The sequence below is a fragment of the Luteimonas terricola genome, from assembly GCF_004352845.1.
GTDB lineage: Bacteria > Pseudomonadota > Gammaproteobacteria > Xanthomonadales > Xanthomonadaceae > Luteimonas > Luteimonas terricola.
The window spans coordinates 267582-283676 of sequence record NZ_SJRX01000002.1; the positions used below are offsets into that span (position 1 = coordinate 267582).

General features: G+C 68.1%; 13 protein-coding genes and 1 pseudogene. 4 read left to right on the forward strand and 10 right to left on the reverse strand.

All coding sequences use genetic code 11. The features are described 5' to 3' along the window. Positions 1–8 precede the first annotated feature (8 nt). From mrdA to E2169_RS05980, 4 genes and pseudogenes are all read right to left on the reverse strand, one after another. Positions 9–1955, reverse strand: a pseudogene (gene mrdA / locus E2169_RS05965) (penicillin-binding protein 2); the annotation flags it as partial. Then, positions 1955–2440: a rod shape-determining protein MreD gene (mreD, locus tag E2169_RS05970; protein ID WP_132985706.1), complete on the reverse strand. Its 486-nt coding sequence runs from the start codon at positions 2438–2440 to the stop codon at positions 1955–1957. The gene mreD and the pseudogene mrdA, both read right to left, overlap by 1 nt. Next, complete coding sequence (gene mreC / locus E2169_RS05975) at positions 2437–3357, reverse strand: rod shape-determining protein MreC (RefSeq protein ID WP_132985707.1); 921 nt, start codon at positions 3355–3357, stop codon at positions 2437–2439. Before mreC ends, mreD begins: the two co-directional genes overlap by 4 nt. Before the next feature lie 23 nt (positions 3358–3380). Then, the gene (locus tag E2169_RS05980) at positions 3381–4424 is read right to left on the reverse strand and encodes a rod shape-determining protein (protein WP_132985708.1); all 1044 of its coding nucleotides are present in this window, start codon (positions 4422–4424) and stop codon (positions 3381–3383) included. Positions 4425–4704: 280 nt separating this feature from the next. Between E2169_RS05980 and E2169_RS05985 the strand changes: the two genes are divergently transcribed. Further along, a complete protein-coding gene (locus tag E2169_RS05985; protein ID WP_132985709.1) occupies positions 4705–5637 on the forward strand; it encodes a carbohydrate kinase family protein in 933 nt (310 codons plus the stop codon). Positions 5638–5674: 37 nt separating this feature from the next. Here the strand turns inward: E2169_RS05985 and E2169_RS05990 are convergent, their stop codons facing one another. From E2169_RS05990 to ubiE, 3 genes are all read right to left on the reverse strand, one after another. Further along, positions 5675–6358 carry a hypothetical protein gene (locus E2169_RS05990; RefSeq protein WP_132986001.1) on the reverse strand — a complete coding sequence of 228 codons (684 nt, stop codon included), beginning with the start codon at positions 6356–6358 and terminating at the stop codon, positions 5675–5677. A gap of 99 nt (positions 6359–6457) precedes the next feature. After that, entirely contained in the window at positions 6458–8518 is a 2061-nt protein-coding gene (locus E2169_RS05995) for a M1 family metallopeptidase (protein WP_132985710.1), read from the reverse strand. A 73-nt stretch (positions 8519–8591) separates the two neighbouring features. Next, complete coding sequence (ubiE, locus tag E2169_RS06000; RefSeq protein WP_132985711.1) at positions 8592–9365, reverse strand: bifunctional demethylmenaquinone methyltransferase/2-methoxy-6-polyprenyl-1,4-benzoquinol methylase UbiE; 774 nt, start codon at positions 9363–9365, stop codon at positions 8592–8594. Positions 9366–9471: 106 nt separating this feature from the next. Between ubiE and E2169_RS06005 the strand changes: the two genes are divergently transcribed. Beyond that, a complete protein-coding gene (locus E2169_RS06005) occupies positions 9472–9927 on the forward strand; it encodes a nucleoside deaminase (RefSeq protein ID WP_132985712.1) in 456 nt (151 codons plus the stop codon). A 16-nt stretch (positions 9928–9943) separates the two neighbouring features. Here the strand turns inward: E2169_RS06005 and E2169_RS06010 are convergent, their stop codons facing one another. Continuing rightward, positions 9944–10357 (reverse strand): hypothetical protein, encoded by a 414-nt coding sequence (locus tag E2169_RS06010; RefSeq protein WP_132985713.1) that lies wholly within the window; start codon positions 10355–10357, stop codon positions 9944–9946. Between the two features lie 99 nt (positions 10358–10456). Here E2169_RS06010 and E2169_RS06015 point away from each other — a divergent pair, with 99 nt between their 5' ends. Beyond that, the gene (locus tag E2169_RS06015; RefSeq protein WP_132985714.1) at positions 10457–12406 is read left to right on the forward strand and encodes a site-specific DNA-methyltransferase; all 1950 of its coding nucleotides are present in this window, start codon (positions 10457–10459) and stop codon (positions 12404–12406) included. Between the two features lie 14 nt (positions 12407–12420). Here the strand turns inward: E2169_RS06015 and E2169_RS06020 are convergent, their stop codons facing one another. Both E2169_RS06020 and E2169_RS06025 read right to left on the reverse strand, forming a co-directional pair. Next, the gene (locus tag E2169_RS06020) at positions 12421–12726 is read right to left on the reverse strand and encodes a HigA family addiction module antitoxin (protein WP_132985715.1); all 306 of its coding nucleotides are present in this window, start codon (positions 12724–12726) and stop codon (positions 12421–12423) included. 12 nt (positions 12727–12738) lie between these two features. Beyond that, a complete protein-coding gene (locus E2169_RS06025; protein ID WP_132985716.1) occupies positions 12739–13020 on the reverse strand; it encodes a type II toxin-antitoxin system RelE/ParE family toxin in 282 nt (93 codons plus the stop codon). An 83-nt stretch (positions 13021–13103) separates the two neighbouring features. On the opposite strand from E2169_RS06025, the gene E2169_RS06030 reads away from it, so the two are divergent. Beyond that, positions 13104–16079: a DEAD/DEAH box helicase family protein gene (locus E2169_RS06030; RefSeq protein WP_132985717.1), complete on the forward strand. Its 2976-nt coding sequence runs from the start codon at positions 13104–13106 to the stop codon at positions 16077–16079. The last annotated feature ends 16 nt before the right edge of the window (positions 16080–16095 follow it).

Here is a 16095-nt window from a genome sequence, read left to right on the forward strand (position 1 = left end):
TGCTCCGCGTCGTCCAGCACCCGCGCCCCGGCGCTGCCCAGGACCGCAGACACCACGCCCTCGAATGGATCGACCGCCGGCGCATCCTCGCCGTCCACCGTCGATGCCGGCTCGGGCATTTCCCCGAGCAGCCAGGCGTCGAAGATGCGCCGTGCGATCGGCGCCGCCGTGGCGCCGCCGTAGCCGCCGTGCTCGACCACCACCACCAGCGCGATGGTCGGCTGCTCCGCCGGCGCGTAGCCGGCGAACAGCGCCTGGTGGCGCAGGTGGTAGGGCAGCGTTCGCGGATCCAGGCTGACGCCGCCGCGACGACTGACCCGCTGCGCGGTGCCGGTCTTGCCGGCCATGCGGTAGGGCGATCCGCGTGCCATCGCCGTCGCCGTGCCGCGGCCGTGGATGGTGGCCTCCATGCCTTCCTGCACCGCGCGCAGGTGGGTCGGGTTGTCGGTGATTCGCGGTGCGGGAGCCATCGCAAGCGGTACCCAGGGCACGTCGTAGCCGCTGCGCCGCTCTGCAACCAGGCGCAGGGGATGCAGGTCGCCGCCGTTGGCGATCGCCGCGGTGCCGCGCGCCATCTGCAGCGCGGTCGCCACCCAGTAGCCCTGGCCGATGCCGGCGATCACGGTCTCGCCCGGGTACCAGGGCTCGCGGCTGTTGCGCAGCTTCCACTCGCGCGAAGGCACGATGCCCGAGGTTTCGCCGGTCAGGTCGATGCCGGTGGGCTCGCCGAAGCCGTAGCGGTGCATGTACTCCGCGAAGCGGTCGATGCCCATGTCGTAGGCGAGCTTGTAGTAGTAGTAGTTGATCGAGCGCGAGATCGAGTCGCGCAGGTCGACCCAGCCGGCGGCGCGGCCGGCGTCCCGATATCCGCGGCTCTGCCCCGGGATGAAGAACTCCCCGGTCGAGAACACCCGGCTTTCCGGCGTACGCAGGCCGCTGTCGAGCCCGGCCAGGGCCGCGAAGGGCTTCACGATCGAACCCAGCGGCCCGCCACCGAGCACGTTGCGGTTGAACAGCGGCCGCGCCGGGTCATCCATGAGCGTGCGGTAGTCGGTGGTGGAGATCCCGTTGACGAACAGGTTGGGGTCGTAGCCCGGCAGGCTGACCATCGCCAACACCTGGCCGGTGGCGGGGTCCACCGCGACCGCCGACCCGTGCATCTCGCCGAATGCGAGCACCATCGCCCGCTGCAGCTCGGCGTCGATCGACAGCTTCAGATCGGCCCCGGCCGTGGCCGGCACCAGCCCGAGCCGCCCCAGGGCGCGCCCCTCGACGTTGGTCTCGACCTGCTCGTAGCCGACCACGCCGCGCAGGGCCTCGTCGTAGTAGCGCTCCAGGCCGGTGCGCCCGGTGTGGGTGAACACCGCGTGGCCTTCGCCGAAGCGCGCGATATCGTCCTCGTCGGTTCGCCCGACGTAGCCGACCACGTGTGCCAGCAGCTCGCCATAGGGATAGCGGCGGTTGAGGTAGGGCACGAGCTCCACGCCCGGGAAGCGCCAGCGCTCGACGGCGAAACGCGCGGCTTCCTCGTCGTCGATACGCAGCTTGAGCGTGATCGCGCGGAAGGAACGCGTGGACCTGCGTGCGACCTCGAAGCGCTCGATGTCCTCGGGCGCAAGCTCGACCACCTCCGACAGCGCCTGGACCAGCGCCGGGATGTCGCCCGCGTCCTCCGGGGTCACGTCGAGGCGGTAGGCGGGGATGTTGTCGGCCAGGATCCGGCCTTCGCGGTCGAGGATCAGGCCGCGCCCGGGCACCACCGGTCGCGGCTTGATGCGGTTGGCCTGCGAGCGCTTGGCATAGTCGTCGTGGTCGAGCACCTGCAGCTTGAAGTACCAGCCGGCGAGCCCTGCCAGCGACAGCAGCACGACCGCGAAGCCGAACAGCGCGCGGCCGCGGAACATGCGGGCCTCCGCCTCCGGGTTGCGCAGCCGGCGGCCGCGTGCGCCGGCCATCACCGGCGCGCGCCGCGGCCCATGCGCAGCGCGTCCAGCAGCACGAAGACCGGCGCCCACAGCAGCATGCCCGGCAACGGCGCCCACCAGTAAGCCAGCGGCAGCACCGGCTCACCGAGGCCCAGGTGGATGATGGTGCTGATCACGCGGTCGTTGAGCAGCAGGCCGCCGATCGCCAGCGCCTGCTGCGGCATCGGGAAGAAACGCAGCTGGGTGCGGAAGCGTTGCAGGATGAAGCTCATCACCACCAGGCGCAGCGCCTGTTCGCCGAGCAGCCCGCCGAAGGCGAGGTCGGCCACCAGGCCCGCGGCGAACGCGAAGCCCAGGCCGACGCGCTCGCTGTCCTCGATCACCCAGTACGCCAGCACCAGCGCCAGCCAGTAGGGACGCAGCGGCTGCAGCAGCTCCGGCATCGGCAGCAGGCCCAGCAGCAGGGCCAGCAGGACGCTGACCGGGAGCACCCAGAGGCGGCCTCGGGCGCTCATTCGCCCGCCCCGTCCGGCGCTTCGGCCGTCGTCGTGACCGCGTCCGCGTCGGTCGCCGTCCCCGTCCCGATGGGTGTCGCCGGCTGGTCGCGCAGCAGGAGCACGTCGCGGCCGCGATCGAGCTGGGCCGCGGCGTCCACGTCGCCGACCAGGAAGGCCCGGCTGTCGTCCGGGCGCAGGGAGGCGATCGTGCCCACCGGGAAACCGGGCGGGAAACGCCCGCCCAGCCCCGAGGTGATCAGCACGTCGCCGGTGCGCACGTCACTCGACAGCGGCACGTTGCGCAGCTCGAGCACGTCGCCGCGGCCGGTGCCGTAGACGATCAGGCGCACGCCGGTGCGCGCCACCGCCACCGGCACCGCGTGGTCGGGATCGGTCAGCAGGAGCACCACCGCGGTGGTCGGCGTGGCCTCGATCACCTGCCCGACCAGGCCGCTGGCGTCGATCACCGCCTGCCCGCCGCGCACGCCGCTGCGGGTGCCGGCGTTGAGCATCAGGCGCTGGCGGGTGGGATCGAGGTCGACGTCGAGGATCGGCGCCAGCTGCACCTCCTGGCCACCGCGCTCGGCGGCGCCGAGCAGGCCGCGCAGGCGCGCGTTCTCCTCGGCCTCGACCTGCAGCCGCGCCTGGCGGGCAGCGCCCAGCAGCAACTCGTTGCGCAGGTGCCGGTTCTCTTCCGACAGGCGCGCGCGGGTGGCGGCATCGTCGCGCAGCCCCTCGCCCAGGCGCGAAGGCAGCCCGGCCAGCCACCACACCGGCTGCATGGCGACGCTGGCGTGGCCACGCGCCTGGGCCAGCCAGTCGCCGCGGTGGTCGAGCAGGATCAGGGTGGCCGACAGCGCGAGATAGGCGAGCAGCCGCAGCGTGCCGGCGACGTCACTGGATCGGGGGGGGGCGGAACCGGCGTAGTTGGACACGGTGGGTGCCGGGGGCTGTCAGCTCACTCCGAGGCGAAGAATTCGTTTCCGTGCATGTCGAGCAGCTCAAGCGCACGCCCCCCGCCCCGCGCGACGCAGGTCAGCGGGTCCTCGGCGACCTGCACGTGCAGGCCCGTCTCTTCGCTGATCAGGCGGTCGAGGTCGCGCAGCAGCGCACCGCCGCCGGTCAGCACGATGCCGCGCTCGGCGACGTCGGCGCAGAGCTCCGGCGGGGTCAGCTCCAGCGCCTGGCGGATCGCGCTGACGATGCCGGCCAGCGGCTCCCGCAGGGCCTCGAGCACCTCCACCGAGGTGATCTTGATCATCTTCGGCACGCCCTCGGCGAGGTGGCGCCCGGAGACCTCGATCTCGATCACGCGATCCTGCGGGTAGGCGCAGCCGGCCTCGAGCTTGATGCGCTCGGCGGTGGACTCGCCGATCAGCATGCCGTGGTTGCGGCGCACGAAGTTGATGATCGATTCGTCGAAGCGGTCGCCACCGATGCGCACCGACTGCGAATACACGATGCCGTTGAGCGCGATCACCGCGACCTCGGTGGTGCCGCCGCCGACGTCGACCACCATCGAGCCGCGGGCCTCGGTGACCGGCATCCCGGCGCCGATCGCGGCGGCCATGGGTTCTTCGATCAGCGACACGTCGCGGGCGCCGGCCTCGAGGGCGGAGTCCTTGATGGCGCGCTTCTCCACCTGGGTGGAGCCGGCGGGCACGCAGATCAGCACCCGCGGGCTCGGTCGCAGGAAGCGGCCCTTGTGCACCTTGCGGATGAAGTACTTGAGCATTTCCTCGGTATAGGTGAAGTCGGCGATCACGCCGTCCTTCATCGGCCGGTGGGTGGTGATGTTGCCGGGGGTGCGGCCGAGCATCTGCTTGGCTTCGGCGCCCACCGCGGCGACGGCCTTCATGCCGCCGTTGCGGTCCTGGCGCACGGCCACGACGGAGGGTTCGTTGAGCACGATTCCCTGGCCGCGGACGAAAATGAGGGTGTTGGCCGTGCCCAGGTCTATGGACAGGTCGTTGGAGAACATGCCGCGAAACTTCTTGAACATCGGGGGCGGGCGTCCGTCAGGAGGGGCGGGGAACGGGGGAGAGTGGGGGATTTCCCGGTAGAAAACCGGATCATGAAGCGTAGCAACCACCCCCTGCCCCGGCAAGGGAAACCGGGCCGGAGGCCGCGTCGCGCTTGGCCCGGGCCCCGTGCAGCGGCTAACCTATGCGGCCGCCGCGCCCCGAAGGCCCGGACGGCCCGTCGCCGGTCCCCGGCACCCCCACCCAATCGAGAACGCCGTCCCATCCGGGCCGGCACCCAGCCCCCGGAGCGCCTTCCCGATGCCTGCACTGATCTGCGGTTCCCTGGCCTACGACACCATCATGGTGTTCCCCGACCAGTTCAAGAACCACATCCTGCCGGACAAGGTGCACATCCTGAACGTCTCGTTCCTGGTGCCGCGGATGCGCCGCGAGTTCGGCGGCTGCGCCGGCAACATCGCCTACAACCTCAAGCTGCTGGGCGGCGACCCGATCCCGATGGCCACCGTGGGCCAGGACTTCGGCCCCTACCGCCAGTGGTTCGAGGAAAACGACATCACCCTCGACCGGGTCAAGGTGATCGACGAGCTGTTCACCCCGCAGGCGTTCATCACCACCGACCACGACAACAACCAGATCACCGCCTTCCACCCCGGCGCGATGATGCGCAGCTACGAGAACCACGTGCGCGACGTGCCGGGCGTGACCATCGGCATCGTCAGCCCCGACGGCTACGAGGGCATGCTGCAGAACGCGAAGGAGTTCGCCGAGGCCGGCATCCCCTTCATCTTCGACCCGGGCCAGGCGATGCCGCTGTTCAACGGCGAGGAGCTGCGCGCCTTCATCGAACAGGCCGACTACGTCACCGTCAACGATTACGAATCCAACCTGCTGCAGGAGCGTACCGGCTGGGACGAGAAGACCATCGCCGGCAAGGTGAAGGCCTATATCGCCACCCGCGGTCCGCAGGGTGCCTGCATCCACGCCGACGGCAAGCTCTACGACGTGGCGCCGGCGCACGAGCGCCGCATCACCGACCCGACCGGCTGCGGCGACGCCTTCCGCGCCGGCCTGATCTTCGGCATCGAGAAGGGTTACGACTGGGAGACGATCGGCCGCATCGGCAACCTGATGGGCGCGCTCAAGGTCGAGCACCCGGGAACGCAGAACCAGCGCTTCGACTACGCCGAGTTCGCGGGGCAGTTCCGGCAGCAGTTCGGGTACGCGCTGTAGGGAAGGTGCCCGAAGGGCGGGTGGGAGCGCGCTTGCCTCAGTTCCAGTCCGGCAGCCGCTTCCGCTCCAGCCCGCCGACTTCGAACACCGCGGTGCGGGTGCCGCCCGCCTTGACCGGGTAGTCGACCGTCAACCGCTTCGCACCGTCGATCATCCGCCACAGCGCGCGCTCATCGTCGATGAACATCGCGATCGCCTCGTCGGTGTCGGGGCGGTTGGCGGCCATGCGCACCGGCGCGGCATCGTCCACGGTCACCGACACCCGGCAGGCGCCATAGCAGTCGAAGTCGCCAGCCTGCATCACCAGGTAGCTGCTGCGGCCCCAGGACGGATGGTCGCGGAAGATCAGCCGCACGGGCCTGGCACCGCTGCCGTCGCTGTCCACGCCCTCGCGGGAAAAGATCGCGGCCGCGAGCTGGTTGCCGCCCTTGACTGCCTCCGTGTTGTAGGCCCACAGCGCGTTCAGCCGTGCCGCTTCGCGGGCCGCGTTGGCCTTGGTGCGCACCTCTTCGTGCAGCGGGCGGATGCGCTCCGCGGCCGCCGTGTCCGGCCAGCGCGCGAGGAGCACGTCGCCCTGGGCGCCGGCCAGCACCCAGTTCTCCGCCGCGTATGCGGCATCGAAATCGGCGGCGGCCTGCCCGGCTGCCGCTTCGTTGGCCTCTGCCTGCACCGCAGCCTGGGCCTGGGCCTGTGCGGCCGGGTCCTGGCAGGCGGCCAGCATGCTCAAGGTGGCCAGAAGGGACACCGCGAGCAGCGTGCTGCGTCGGGCGTGGGCGGGACGGTGGGTGCTCATGCGGACTCCCATGGATGCTGCCTGGCCTCAGCGGCCGGTCGGCGCCGGACGGGTGGGATCGCCGTCGGCGGCCGGCATCGCCGGTGCGTCGTCAGCCTGCGGCGGGGCGGCCTCGACGGCCTCCAGCGCCGCGGGCGCCACCGGAATGCCGCTGCCCGGCGCCGGCTTCGCTTCGGCGATCACCCGCTCCACCGAACCGGTGGTGATCGGGTGGTAGCCGGGGCGCGCGGCGGCCAGCTGCTGCTTCGCGAATTCCAGCCCCGCCTCGGTGGCGACCAGCGCCTGGTAGGTCGGCATGATCAGCTTGCGACGGCCGATCGTGCGCACGAAGTCCGCGATCGCCGGATAGGCCTGCACGTAGCCGCTGCGCACCGCCAGCGGATACCAGCGCTGTGCGATCTCGCCGTTGGGCGTGCCGGTGAAGCGATAGGCGGTGTCGAGCTGCGAGAGCTGTTCGGTCGACAGCGTGCCCGGAAGCCCCTCGAGGAAGTGCACCCACTCCTGCGTGCTCCACTCATCGGTGATCACCTGCGGCGGCAGGGTGTTGCTGCCCAGCCAGCCCAGGCGCGCGCTGTCGACCACGCCGAAGTTGCGCGACAGCACCCGCGGCGCGGTGGCCGGGATGCCGGGCTCGTACAGCCAGGTGTCGAACTCGGCGCGGCTGACCTTGCCCGGATACTTGCCCAGCAGGTGCTCCTGCGCGTACTCCACGAAGCGTGCGGTGGGGATCGACTGGAACGCGAAGTGGTCGAAGTAGCCGCGCAGGAAGGCGTCGAACTCGGCGCGCCCGAAGCGCTCCTCCAGGAACTGCAGGAACCACGCGCCCTTGTCGTAGGACACCGCGCTGAGCGAGTCGTCGGGATCCTTCACCACGCCCGGTCGCACGGCCAGGGCCTGCTCTTCCGGGCCCATGCCTTCGAGCTCGGCCTTCAGCCCGTTGCGCGAGATCACGTACTCCATGTCGGCGCGCTCCTTGCCGTACAGCGCCTCGACGATGCGGTTCTCGACGTAGCTGGTGAAGCCCTCGTTGAGCCAGCCGTCCTTGGCGCTGGAGTTGGTGACCAGGTTGCCCGACCAGCTGTGCGCCAGCTCGTGCGCGATCAGCGAGACCAGCGACTTGTCGCCCACGATCACCGTCGGCGTGATGAAGGACAGGCGCGGATTCTCCATGCCGCCGTAGGGGAACGACGGCGGCAGGATCAGCAGGTCGTAGCGCTCCCAGCGGTAGGGGCCGTAGAGCGACTCCGCGGTGGCGATCATCTTTTCGGTGTCTTCGAACTCGGCCACCGAGCGGTCGACCATGCCGGGCTCGGCCCAGACGCCCGCGCGCGCCGAGATCGGCTTGAACACCAGGTCGCCAGCCGCGATCGCCATCAGGTAGGACGGAATGCGCTGCGGCATGCTGAAGCTGTAGTCGCCGTCGCGCGCGGCGGCCGGGTCGTTGTCGGCGCTCATCAGCACCATCACGTCGGCGGGCGAGGTGACCTGCGCGCTGTAGGTGTAGCGCACGCGCGGCGTGTCCTGCAGCGGCACCCACGACCTGGCGTGGATCGCCTGCGACTGGCTGAACATGAAGGGCGTGGCCTTGCCGCCGGTCATCTCGGCGTCGAGCCACTGCAGGCCCGAAGCGGCGGGCGAGGTGCTGTAGGCGACGCGGACGTGCTCGTTGCGCTCCGGAACCTGGATGCTGAGCTTGCTGCCAAGCAGGTCGTCGCGACCGGCCAGGGTGTACTCCAGCGGCGTCCAGGCACCGCCCTCGCCCTCGCCTTCGATGCGCTCGATGGTCAGGTCGCGGGTGTCGAGGACCAGCTCGGCGGCCGTATCGTCGCGCCAGTCCAGGGTGTAGGTGGCGGTGCCGCTGATGGTGCGGGCGTCGAAATCCAGCGCCAGGTCGAGCGCCAGGTCGTCGATCGCGACCTTGTCGGGCTCGGCGTAGGAATGCTCGTCGTAGTCGCCGCCGCTGGCGGCAGCCTGCGGCTTGGGCGCGACGGGCGTGTCGGCGGGCGTCGGCTCGCGCTTGCAGGCGACGACGGCGAACAGGGCCAGCGCCGCGAACGCGGCCAGGCGGAAGGTGCGGCTCAGGGTCATGGACGGGGGTCCGGTGGTTGGAACAGCCCCCGATTCTAGCCGCTGGCCGGCACCGGTGCGCCGGCCGCCCGCTTCAGGCCTTGTAGCCGTCGTGGATCGCGACGATGCCCCCCGACAGGTTGCGGTAGCGGCAGCGCGCGAAGCCCGCGGCCTCCATCATCGCCTTGAGCTGCTCCTGCGGCGGATGCTTGCGGATCGACTCGGCCAGATACCGGTAGCTGCCGGCATCGCTGGCGAACAGCTGCCCCAGGCGCGGCAGCACCTTGAAGGAATGGAAGTCGTAGACCGGCTTGAACCACTCCGGCACCTCCGAGAACTCCAGCACCCGCGCCTGCCCGCCGACCTTGAGCACGCGCAGCATCTCCGACAGCGCAGCGTCCTTGTCGGTGACGTTGCGCAGGCCGAAGGCGATGGTGACGAGATCGAAGCTCGCGTCGGGGAAGGGCAGCGACTGCGCGTTGCACTGCACGTAGCTGAAGCCGCGGACGTTGCCGCGGTCGACCATGCGGTCGCGGCCCACGCGCAGCATCTCGCCGTTGATGTCGCCAAGCACCAGCTCACCGGTCTCGCCCACGCGCTGGCGCAGCAGCGCGGCCACGTCGCCCGTGCCTCCGGCGAGGTCGAGCACGCGGTCGCCCCTCGAGACCTGCGCGGTGGCGGTGAAATAGCGCTTCCAGAGCCTGTGGATGCCGAGCGACATCAGGTCGTTCATCAGGTCGTAATTGCCGGCCACCGACGAGAACACCTCGCCCACCAGCTTCTGCTTCTCGCCCACCGGCACGTCGCGGAAGCCGAAATGGGTGGTGTCGGCGCGGTGGCCGTCCTGCTTGCCAGCGGGTTCGTTCATGGCCGCGATTATCGCACCGCGGCGGACCCGGCGCCTGTCGCGACCGGCGGACGGCTGCAGCGGTTCCATGTCAGCATCCCGGTCCGCAACCGCCGCCGGAGCCGCCATGACCGCCACCCCCGACTACCGCGCCCTGCTCGAGACCGCGCTGGAAGAAGCCCGCCGCGGCCTGGCCGAGGGCGGCATCCCGATCGGCGCCGCGCTGTACCACGCCGACGGCCGTCTGCTCGGCTGCGGCCACAACCGCCGCGTGCAGGAAGACGACCCCTCGATCCACGGCGAGACCGACGCCTTCCGCAAGGCCGGCCGCCAGCGCAGCTACCGCGACACGATCATGGTCACCACGCTGGCCCCGTGCTGGTACTGCAGCGGGCTGGTGCGGCAGTTCAACATCGGCACGGTGGTGGTCGGCGAGGCGGTGAACTTCGCGGGCGGGGTGGACTGGCTGCGGGAGGCAGGCACGCAGGTGGTGGTGCTGGATGACGAGCGCTGCATCACCATGATGCGGGAGTGGATCGCGGCGAATCCGGGGCTCTGGAACGAGGATATCGGAGAAGACTGACTGCCGATCTCGCCACTCAGTCGTTGGCAGTCGCCCTGCGGCGCCCCGGTCGCTCCCTGGTGGATCCGAGCAGGCGGATAAGGCCTAGCAGGACTTCCCGCTCCTGATCACCCAGCAGGGCCAAGCCATCGAGGATCGACTGCTCCTCGCGCTTGCCGCCGTAACTTGCGCGGGTTTCGGCCGTACGGGGCACTCCAAAGGCCAGCTCGCCCGGGTCCATGCCCAACATGCGCGCGATTCCTTCGAACTGCTCCAGCTTCGGTATGTATTTGGCGTTGCGCCAGTTGGACACCGTCTGGCTGGTCGTGGCCACGCCCTGCCGTGCCAGCAGCTTCACGACCTCCTCGCCGCTGAGTTCGTCTTTCCCGGCCTTCTGCAGCGCGCTGTTGAAGCGCTTCGCAAAAGCCGTTCGCCGGTGCTTGATGTCCATACCGTGACGGTAAGGACCCGCGGGCCTCGATCCTGAAAGCTTCACTTTCTTATATTTGAAAGCTAGGCTTGATGCTGCTGATTGCCGCACAGAGCCGCCATGCCCAAGTCCCTGCTGGAAGAGTTGCCCGCGATCGTCAAGGAGGGGCGACAGCAAGCCGAACGCATCCTTGAAGGACTCGAAAGCAGGCACCGGGTGCGGCTGCAGACCCGGGAATGGGTGCTGCCGTCCAAGGACGTAGCTGCGGCAGACTGGATCGCGCAGGCGCAGCGCGCGGCCAAGCTGGGCCACGGCGCCAGCGACGGCTGGACCAATCGCCTGATTTACGGCGACAACCTACTGGGGATGGCCGCCCTGCTGGCCGGAGACGAGGACACGCCTAGCCTTCGCGGCAAAGTCGATCTGATCTACATCGATCCGCCCTTTGACTCCAAGGCCGATTACCGGACCAAGGTCAGCCTGCCTGGAATGGAGTTGCAGCAGCGGCCGACCGTGATCGAACAGTTCGCATATTCCGACACCTGGTCGAACGGCACAGCATCGTATCTAGCGATGATCACGCCTCGCCTGATACTGATGCGCGAATTGCTCGCCAACACAGGATCGATCTACGTGCATCTGGACTGGCATGTCGGGCACTACGTCAAAGCAGCGTTGGATGAAATCTTTGGAAGAGATCTGCTTCGAAGAGAGATTGTCTGGGATCGCGGAAACCCTTCGGGTGGCAAAGCAGGCGCGCAGAACTGGATCCATTCCCACGACACCATTCTCTATTACACAAAATCTGGCGAAAAATACTTCGACAAACAGTATGAGCCGTATTCGGATGAATACATCCAAGAGCGGTTCAAGCACGATGATAACGATGGCAATGGTCGTTACAGGTTGCAAGGCGTCGGCAAGGACATTCGAAAGCAATACCTCAAGGACTCGAAAGGGAGAGCCCATACATCTGTTTGGCCGGTTCCCGACATCAATGTTATGGCCAAGGAGCGGGTCGATTACGCCACCCAGAAGCCCGAAGCGCTGCTTGAGCGTTTGATTATCGCGTCCTGTCCTCCCGGTGGCATCGTCGCCGACTTCAACGGCGGTTCGGGCACCACGGCCGCGGTAGCAGAGCGGTTGGGCCGCCGCTGGATCAGCAGCGACATCGGCAAGCCCGCCTGCATGATCATGCGCAAGCGCCTGATCGACCAGGGCGCGAGGCCGTTCCTCTACCAGGCCATCGGCGACTACCACGTCGAAGCGGCGAAGAGCCATTTCGGTCGCAGCAACTACCGCGTCGGCGACCTGTCCGCCATCGTGATGTCGCTGTATGGCGCGCTGCCCCTGCCGGCGGAGGACAATCCGCTGCGCAACCTCGGCAGCATCGCCTTCGGCGGCAAGAAGACGCTGGTGCTTGTCGACTCGCCCGGCAAGCTCACCGGCGACGCCACGCTGAAGAAGGCCATCGCACAGCGCGACAACCTGTTGGGCGGCTGGGACCGCGTGGTGGTGCTGGGCTGGAACTTCGACCCCGGCATCGGCCAGAGCATCGCCGCGCTCAACGACGACCGGCTCGAGGTGCTGGTGATCCCGCCCGACCTGCTCGACCGCCTGCGCAAGAAGGGCGGCATCGAGAAGCTGCGCGGACAGGTGCGCTTCGCCAGCCTGCAGTACGTCACCCTCAAGTCCGCGATTCGCGAAGCGGTGGCCGACGGCAACGAGCGCATCGAAGTCGTACTGGACAACTACGTCCTGCTTTCGCCCGAGGCGATCAACCTGGACGAGGACAATCGCAGGAAGCTTTTGAAGGTGATGAACGCCGAGCCGCTGGCGATGATCGAGTACTGGGCGGTGGATCCGGATTATGACGGCCAGGTGTTCCGCTCGGTCTGGCAGGACTATCGCGGCAATACCGCGAACGATGACGACGCCCTGCGGGTGGTCGATCGCGCCGGCTTCACCGTGCCGCGCAAGTCCGGCGAGCGTCGCATCTGCGTCCGCGTGGTGGACGTGTTCGGGTTCGAGGCCGAGGTGGTCAGGAGCGTCGCGGAGCCGAAGTCGTGAACGTGGCGGCTCCGTCAGGCGGCCAGCGGCCTCACCTTGTCCAGGCTGTCGCCAAGCGCGCGCTCGGCGATCTTCAGGTCGTAGGCGTTCTGCAAATTGATCCAATACTGCGCGCTCTGTCCGAAGGCACGGCCAAAGCGCAGGGCGAGATCCGCCGTGACCGGACGCGTGCCGCGAACCACGTGCGAAACACGCATGGGCGAGACGCCGATGGCCTGGGCAAATGCGGCCTGGCTGATATCAAGCTCATCGAGGAGCTCACGCACGTAATAGCCGGGGTGAATCGGCGGCAAGCCATTGACAGTTGCGGGAATGCTCATGGTTGCGGCACCTCAGTGGTAATCGACAATTTCGACATCAAAAGCGTCCCCGCCCTCGAACCGGAAGCAAAGACGCCACTTCCGGTTGATGCGGATGCTCCACTGCCCGGCACGATCCCCTTTCAACGCTTCCAGGCGATTGGACAGAGGAGATCGCAGGTCCTCGACGGCGGAAATCGAATGCAGTCGGTTGACCTGCGCCAAAGCGCGGAACCTGACATCGGGCGGGAGGCGCTTGCTTGCCTGCGTGGCGAACAGCCGCTCGGTTTCCTTGTCGGCGAAGCTCCTTATCACCGCCTTGCTCCTGTCGTCCTGACAAACGCAGAACCCATCATAAACACGCCGTTTACGCCCTGCAACTCTCCCGGGGGCGACTCTTGAACGCCACGGCGTCCGATCCGCTGATCCTCGCCAAGGCCCTGACCCGGCGCACGGAGCAGCTTTGTATCGGTCTGGAATCCGGCGCCGCCGACCTGTACGACCTGGTCACGCCGACCACGGCCGAGCTGCTGCACTGGTGGTTCGGCGAAGACGCCTGCCAGACGCGTGCCTTCAACTTCCATCTCGGCCAGCGGCAGGCGATCCTCAACACCATCGTGGCGCACGAAGTGCTGGGCACGCTCGACCTGAAGCACCTGTACGAGCAGGTCTGCGCCGAGGCGCTGCTCGTCGGCGACCGGCTGGCCGAGCTCTCCCTGCCAAAGCACGCGCACCCCAAGTACTGCCTGAAGATGGCCACCGGCACCGGCAAGACCTGGGTGCTGCAGGCGCTGCTGGTCTGGCAGATGTTGAACAGGACCGCCGCGCTGGACGAGGGCATCGACGACCCGCGCTTCACCCGGCGTTTCCTGATCGTGGCGCCCGGCCTGATCGTGTACGAACGCCTGCTGGACGCCTTCATCGGCAAGGAGCGCGAGACCGGCGGCCGCGACTTCTCCACGTCCGACACCGAGCGCTACGGCGAACTGTTCGTTCCGCCGGCGTACCGCGAGCGGGTGCGCCAGTTCGTGCAGGGCAACTTCTGCATGAAGCAGGACATCGGCCTGAAGGCCACGGGCAACGGCATGGTCGCCGTCACCAACTGGCATCTGCTGCAGGAAGTCGGCGACGAGCTGGCCGCCGCGGAGGCCGAGGAAGAGGACGAAGAACTGGTCGCGGCCGGCATCGTTCCCGAACCGCACGACGTGGTGCGGCAGGTGCTGCCCGTGGTGCCGGGGCGGGCCACGGGCAACAGTCTGGAGGTGCTGGACAACCGTTGGGCCCGCGGACGCGTGATCGCGTTCCTGCAGGCGCTGCCGGACCTGATGGTCTTCAACGACGAAGCGCACCATATCCATGATCTCAAGAAGGCAGGCGAAGCCGACGAGGTGGAGTGGCAGAAGAGCCTGTCCCGCATTGCCGAGGGCAAGGGGCGCCGCTTCGTGCAGATGGATTTCTCGGCCACGCCTTACAACGAGCGCTCGGGACGCGGGCGCAACGCCGCCAGCACCCGCGTCTGGTTTCCGCACATCGTGGTGGATTTCGACCTCAAGGCGGCGATGCGCGCCGGCCTGGTGAAGTCACTGGTACTCGACAAGCGCCGCGAGGTCGGCGCGATGCCGCTCGATGCGCTGGACTTCAAGGCCGAGCGCGATGACGACGGCACACTGCGCCTGTCGGAGGGCCAGCGGGTCATGCTGCGCGCCGGCCTGCAGAAGCTGAAGCGGCTGGAGCAGGATTTCGCGACCATCGATCCCGCGCGGCATCCCAAGATGCTGGTTGTTTGCGAGGACACGACCGTCAGCCCGCTCGTGTCGCGGTTCCTGGTGGATGAGGGGCTGCACGAAGAAGACGTGCTCACCGTCGATTCTGGAAAGAAGGCCGAGCTGGGCGAGAAGGACTGGGCGCCGCTGCGCCAGCGCCTGTTCGACGTCGACCACCATGCGCAGCCGCGGGTGATCGTCAGCGTGCTGATGCTGCGCGAGGGTTTCGACGTCAACAACATCTGCGTGATCGTGCCGCTGCGCGCCAGCGGTGCGCAGATCCTGCTCGAGCAGACGATCGGCCGCGGCCTGCGCCTGATGTGGCGCGACGCCGAGTTCGACGACATCAAGCGCGAGAACCGCGAGCGGATCAACCGCGGCGAGGAGCCGGCCAGCCTGATCGACATCCTCTCCATCGTCGAGCACCCGCGCTTCGAGCAGTTCTATGATGACCTGATGCGCGACGGCCTGGTCGGCACCACCGGCGACGGCGACGACGGCGATTCGACCATCGGCGATCTCGTGACGGCGGAGCTGCGCGAAGGTTTCGAAGCCTGGGACTTCGCGATCCCCTTCATCCTGCGCGAAGCCGACGACGCCCTCGAGCACTTGCCGATCGACATCGGCGAGCTGCAGCCGTTCACGCAGATGCCGCGCGCCGCCCTCTCCATGCTGCTGGGCAAGGGCGACACTTTCGTCTCGCAGGACCTGCAGAGCAGCACCCTGTTCGGCGACTACCGCGTCGAGGGCAGCGTGATGAACGTCAGCGGGTACAACGAGTACCTGTCGCGCCTGACCCGCCGGGTCGGCCAGGCGCTGAGCAATCCCCTGCCCCGTGGTAACCGGATCGCCGAGCACCTGGCAACACCCTATATGCAGGTCGAAAGCGCCGTATTGGCGCAGGCGCTGGACGACTACGTCCGCGACCGTCTGTTCCAGGAAAGCTTCGAGCCCTTCGAGGACGAAAACTGGCGACTTCTGCTGCTGCAGCCGGTGATCGATCACATCGTCAAGGTCTTCGGACTGGCGCTGGTCAGGTCGGAAGAACACAGCACCATCGGCGAGACAGAAGTACGGCACCGTCGCCTGTCGGAAGTCGACAGGATCACGGTGCGCGAGACCACCTCGATGGAGGTGGCCAAGTGCATTTATCCACGCCAGGGCTGGCCCGCCCGCAGCGGCGGGCTGGAGCGCGCGTTCATCGAATGGTGCCAGGAGGACGCCAGCGTCGAGGCCTTCTGCAAGCTGAGCGAGAACCGGCACGACTTCGCCCGCCTGCGCTACGTGCGCGAGGATGGCCTGCCGGCGTTCTACTTTCCTGATTTCATGGTGCGCACTGTAGATGCCATCTACATGGTCGAAACCAAGGCGCAGCAGCAGACCAGCCATCCCAACGTGCAGCGCAAGCGCAAGGCGGCGGCCACCTGGTGCGGGCGGATCAACGAGCTGTCGCCATACGACCGTGATGGCCGCGAATGGCATTACGCACTGGTGGGTGAAAGCCTGTTCGAGGACTGGCGCGGCAAGCATGCGCGCATGGCCGATCTTCTGGCGTTCTGTCGGATCCGCAGTGTGGCCGGCCGAGCCGACCAGGGCTCACTGGCGATCTGACGCACGCCGCGCGGCG

What these genes read in the sequence shown, in the direction of transcription:
- mreD (WP_132985706.1), bottom strand. Translation starts at nt 2,440, where the DNA reads ATGAGCGCCCGAGGCCGCCTCTGGGTGCTCCCGGTCAGCGTCCTGCTG.
- E2169_RS05980 (WP_132985708.1), bottom strand. Translation starts at nt 4,424, where the DNA reads ATGTTCAAGAAGTTTCGCGGCATGTTCTCCAACGACCTGTCCATAGAC.
- E2169_RS05985 (WP_132985709.1), top strand. Translation starts at nt 4,705, where the DNA reads ATGCCTGCACTGATCTGCGGTTCCCTGGCCTACGACACCATCATGGTG.
- E2169_RS05990 (WP_132986001.1), bottom strand. Translation starts at nt 6,358, where the DNA reads ATGCTGGCCGCCTGCCAGGACCCGGCCGCACAGGCCCAGGCCCAGGCT.
- E2169_RS05995 (WP_132985710.1), bottom strand. Translation starts at nt 8,518, where the DNA reads ATGACCCTGAGCCGCACCTTCCGCCTGGCCGCGTTCGCGGCGCTGGCC.
- ubiE (WP_132985711.1), bottom strand. Translation starts at nt 9,365, where the DNA reads ATGAACGAACCCGCTGGCAAGCAGGACGGCCACCGCGCCGACACCACC.
- E2169_RS06005 (WP_132985712.1), top strand. Translation starts at nt 9,472, where the DNA reads ATGACCGCCACCCCCGACTACCGCGCCCTGCTCGAGACCGCGCTGGAA.
- E2169_RS06010 (WP_132985713.1), bottom strand. Translation starts at nt 10,357, where the DNA reads ATGGACATCAAGCACCGGCGAACGGCTTTTGCGAAGCGCTTCAACAGC.
- E2169_RS06015 (WP_132985714.1), top strand. Translation starts at nt 10,457, where the DNA reads ATGCCCAAGTCCCTGCTGGAAGAGTTGCCCGCGATCGTCAAGGAGGGG.
- E2169_RS06020 (WP_132985715.1), bottom strand. Translation starts at nt 12,726, where the DNA reads ATGAGCATTCCCGCAACTGTCAATGGCTTGCCGCCGATTCACCCCGGC.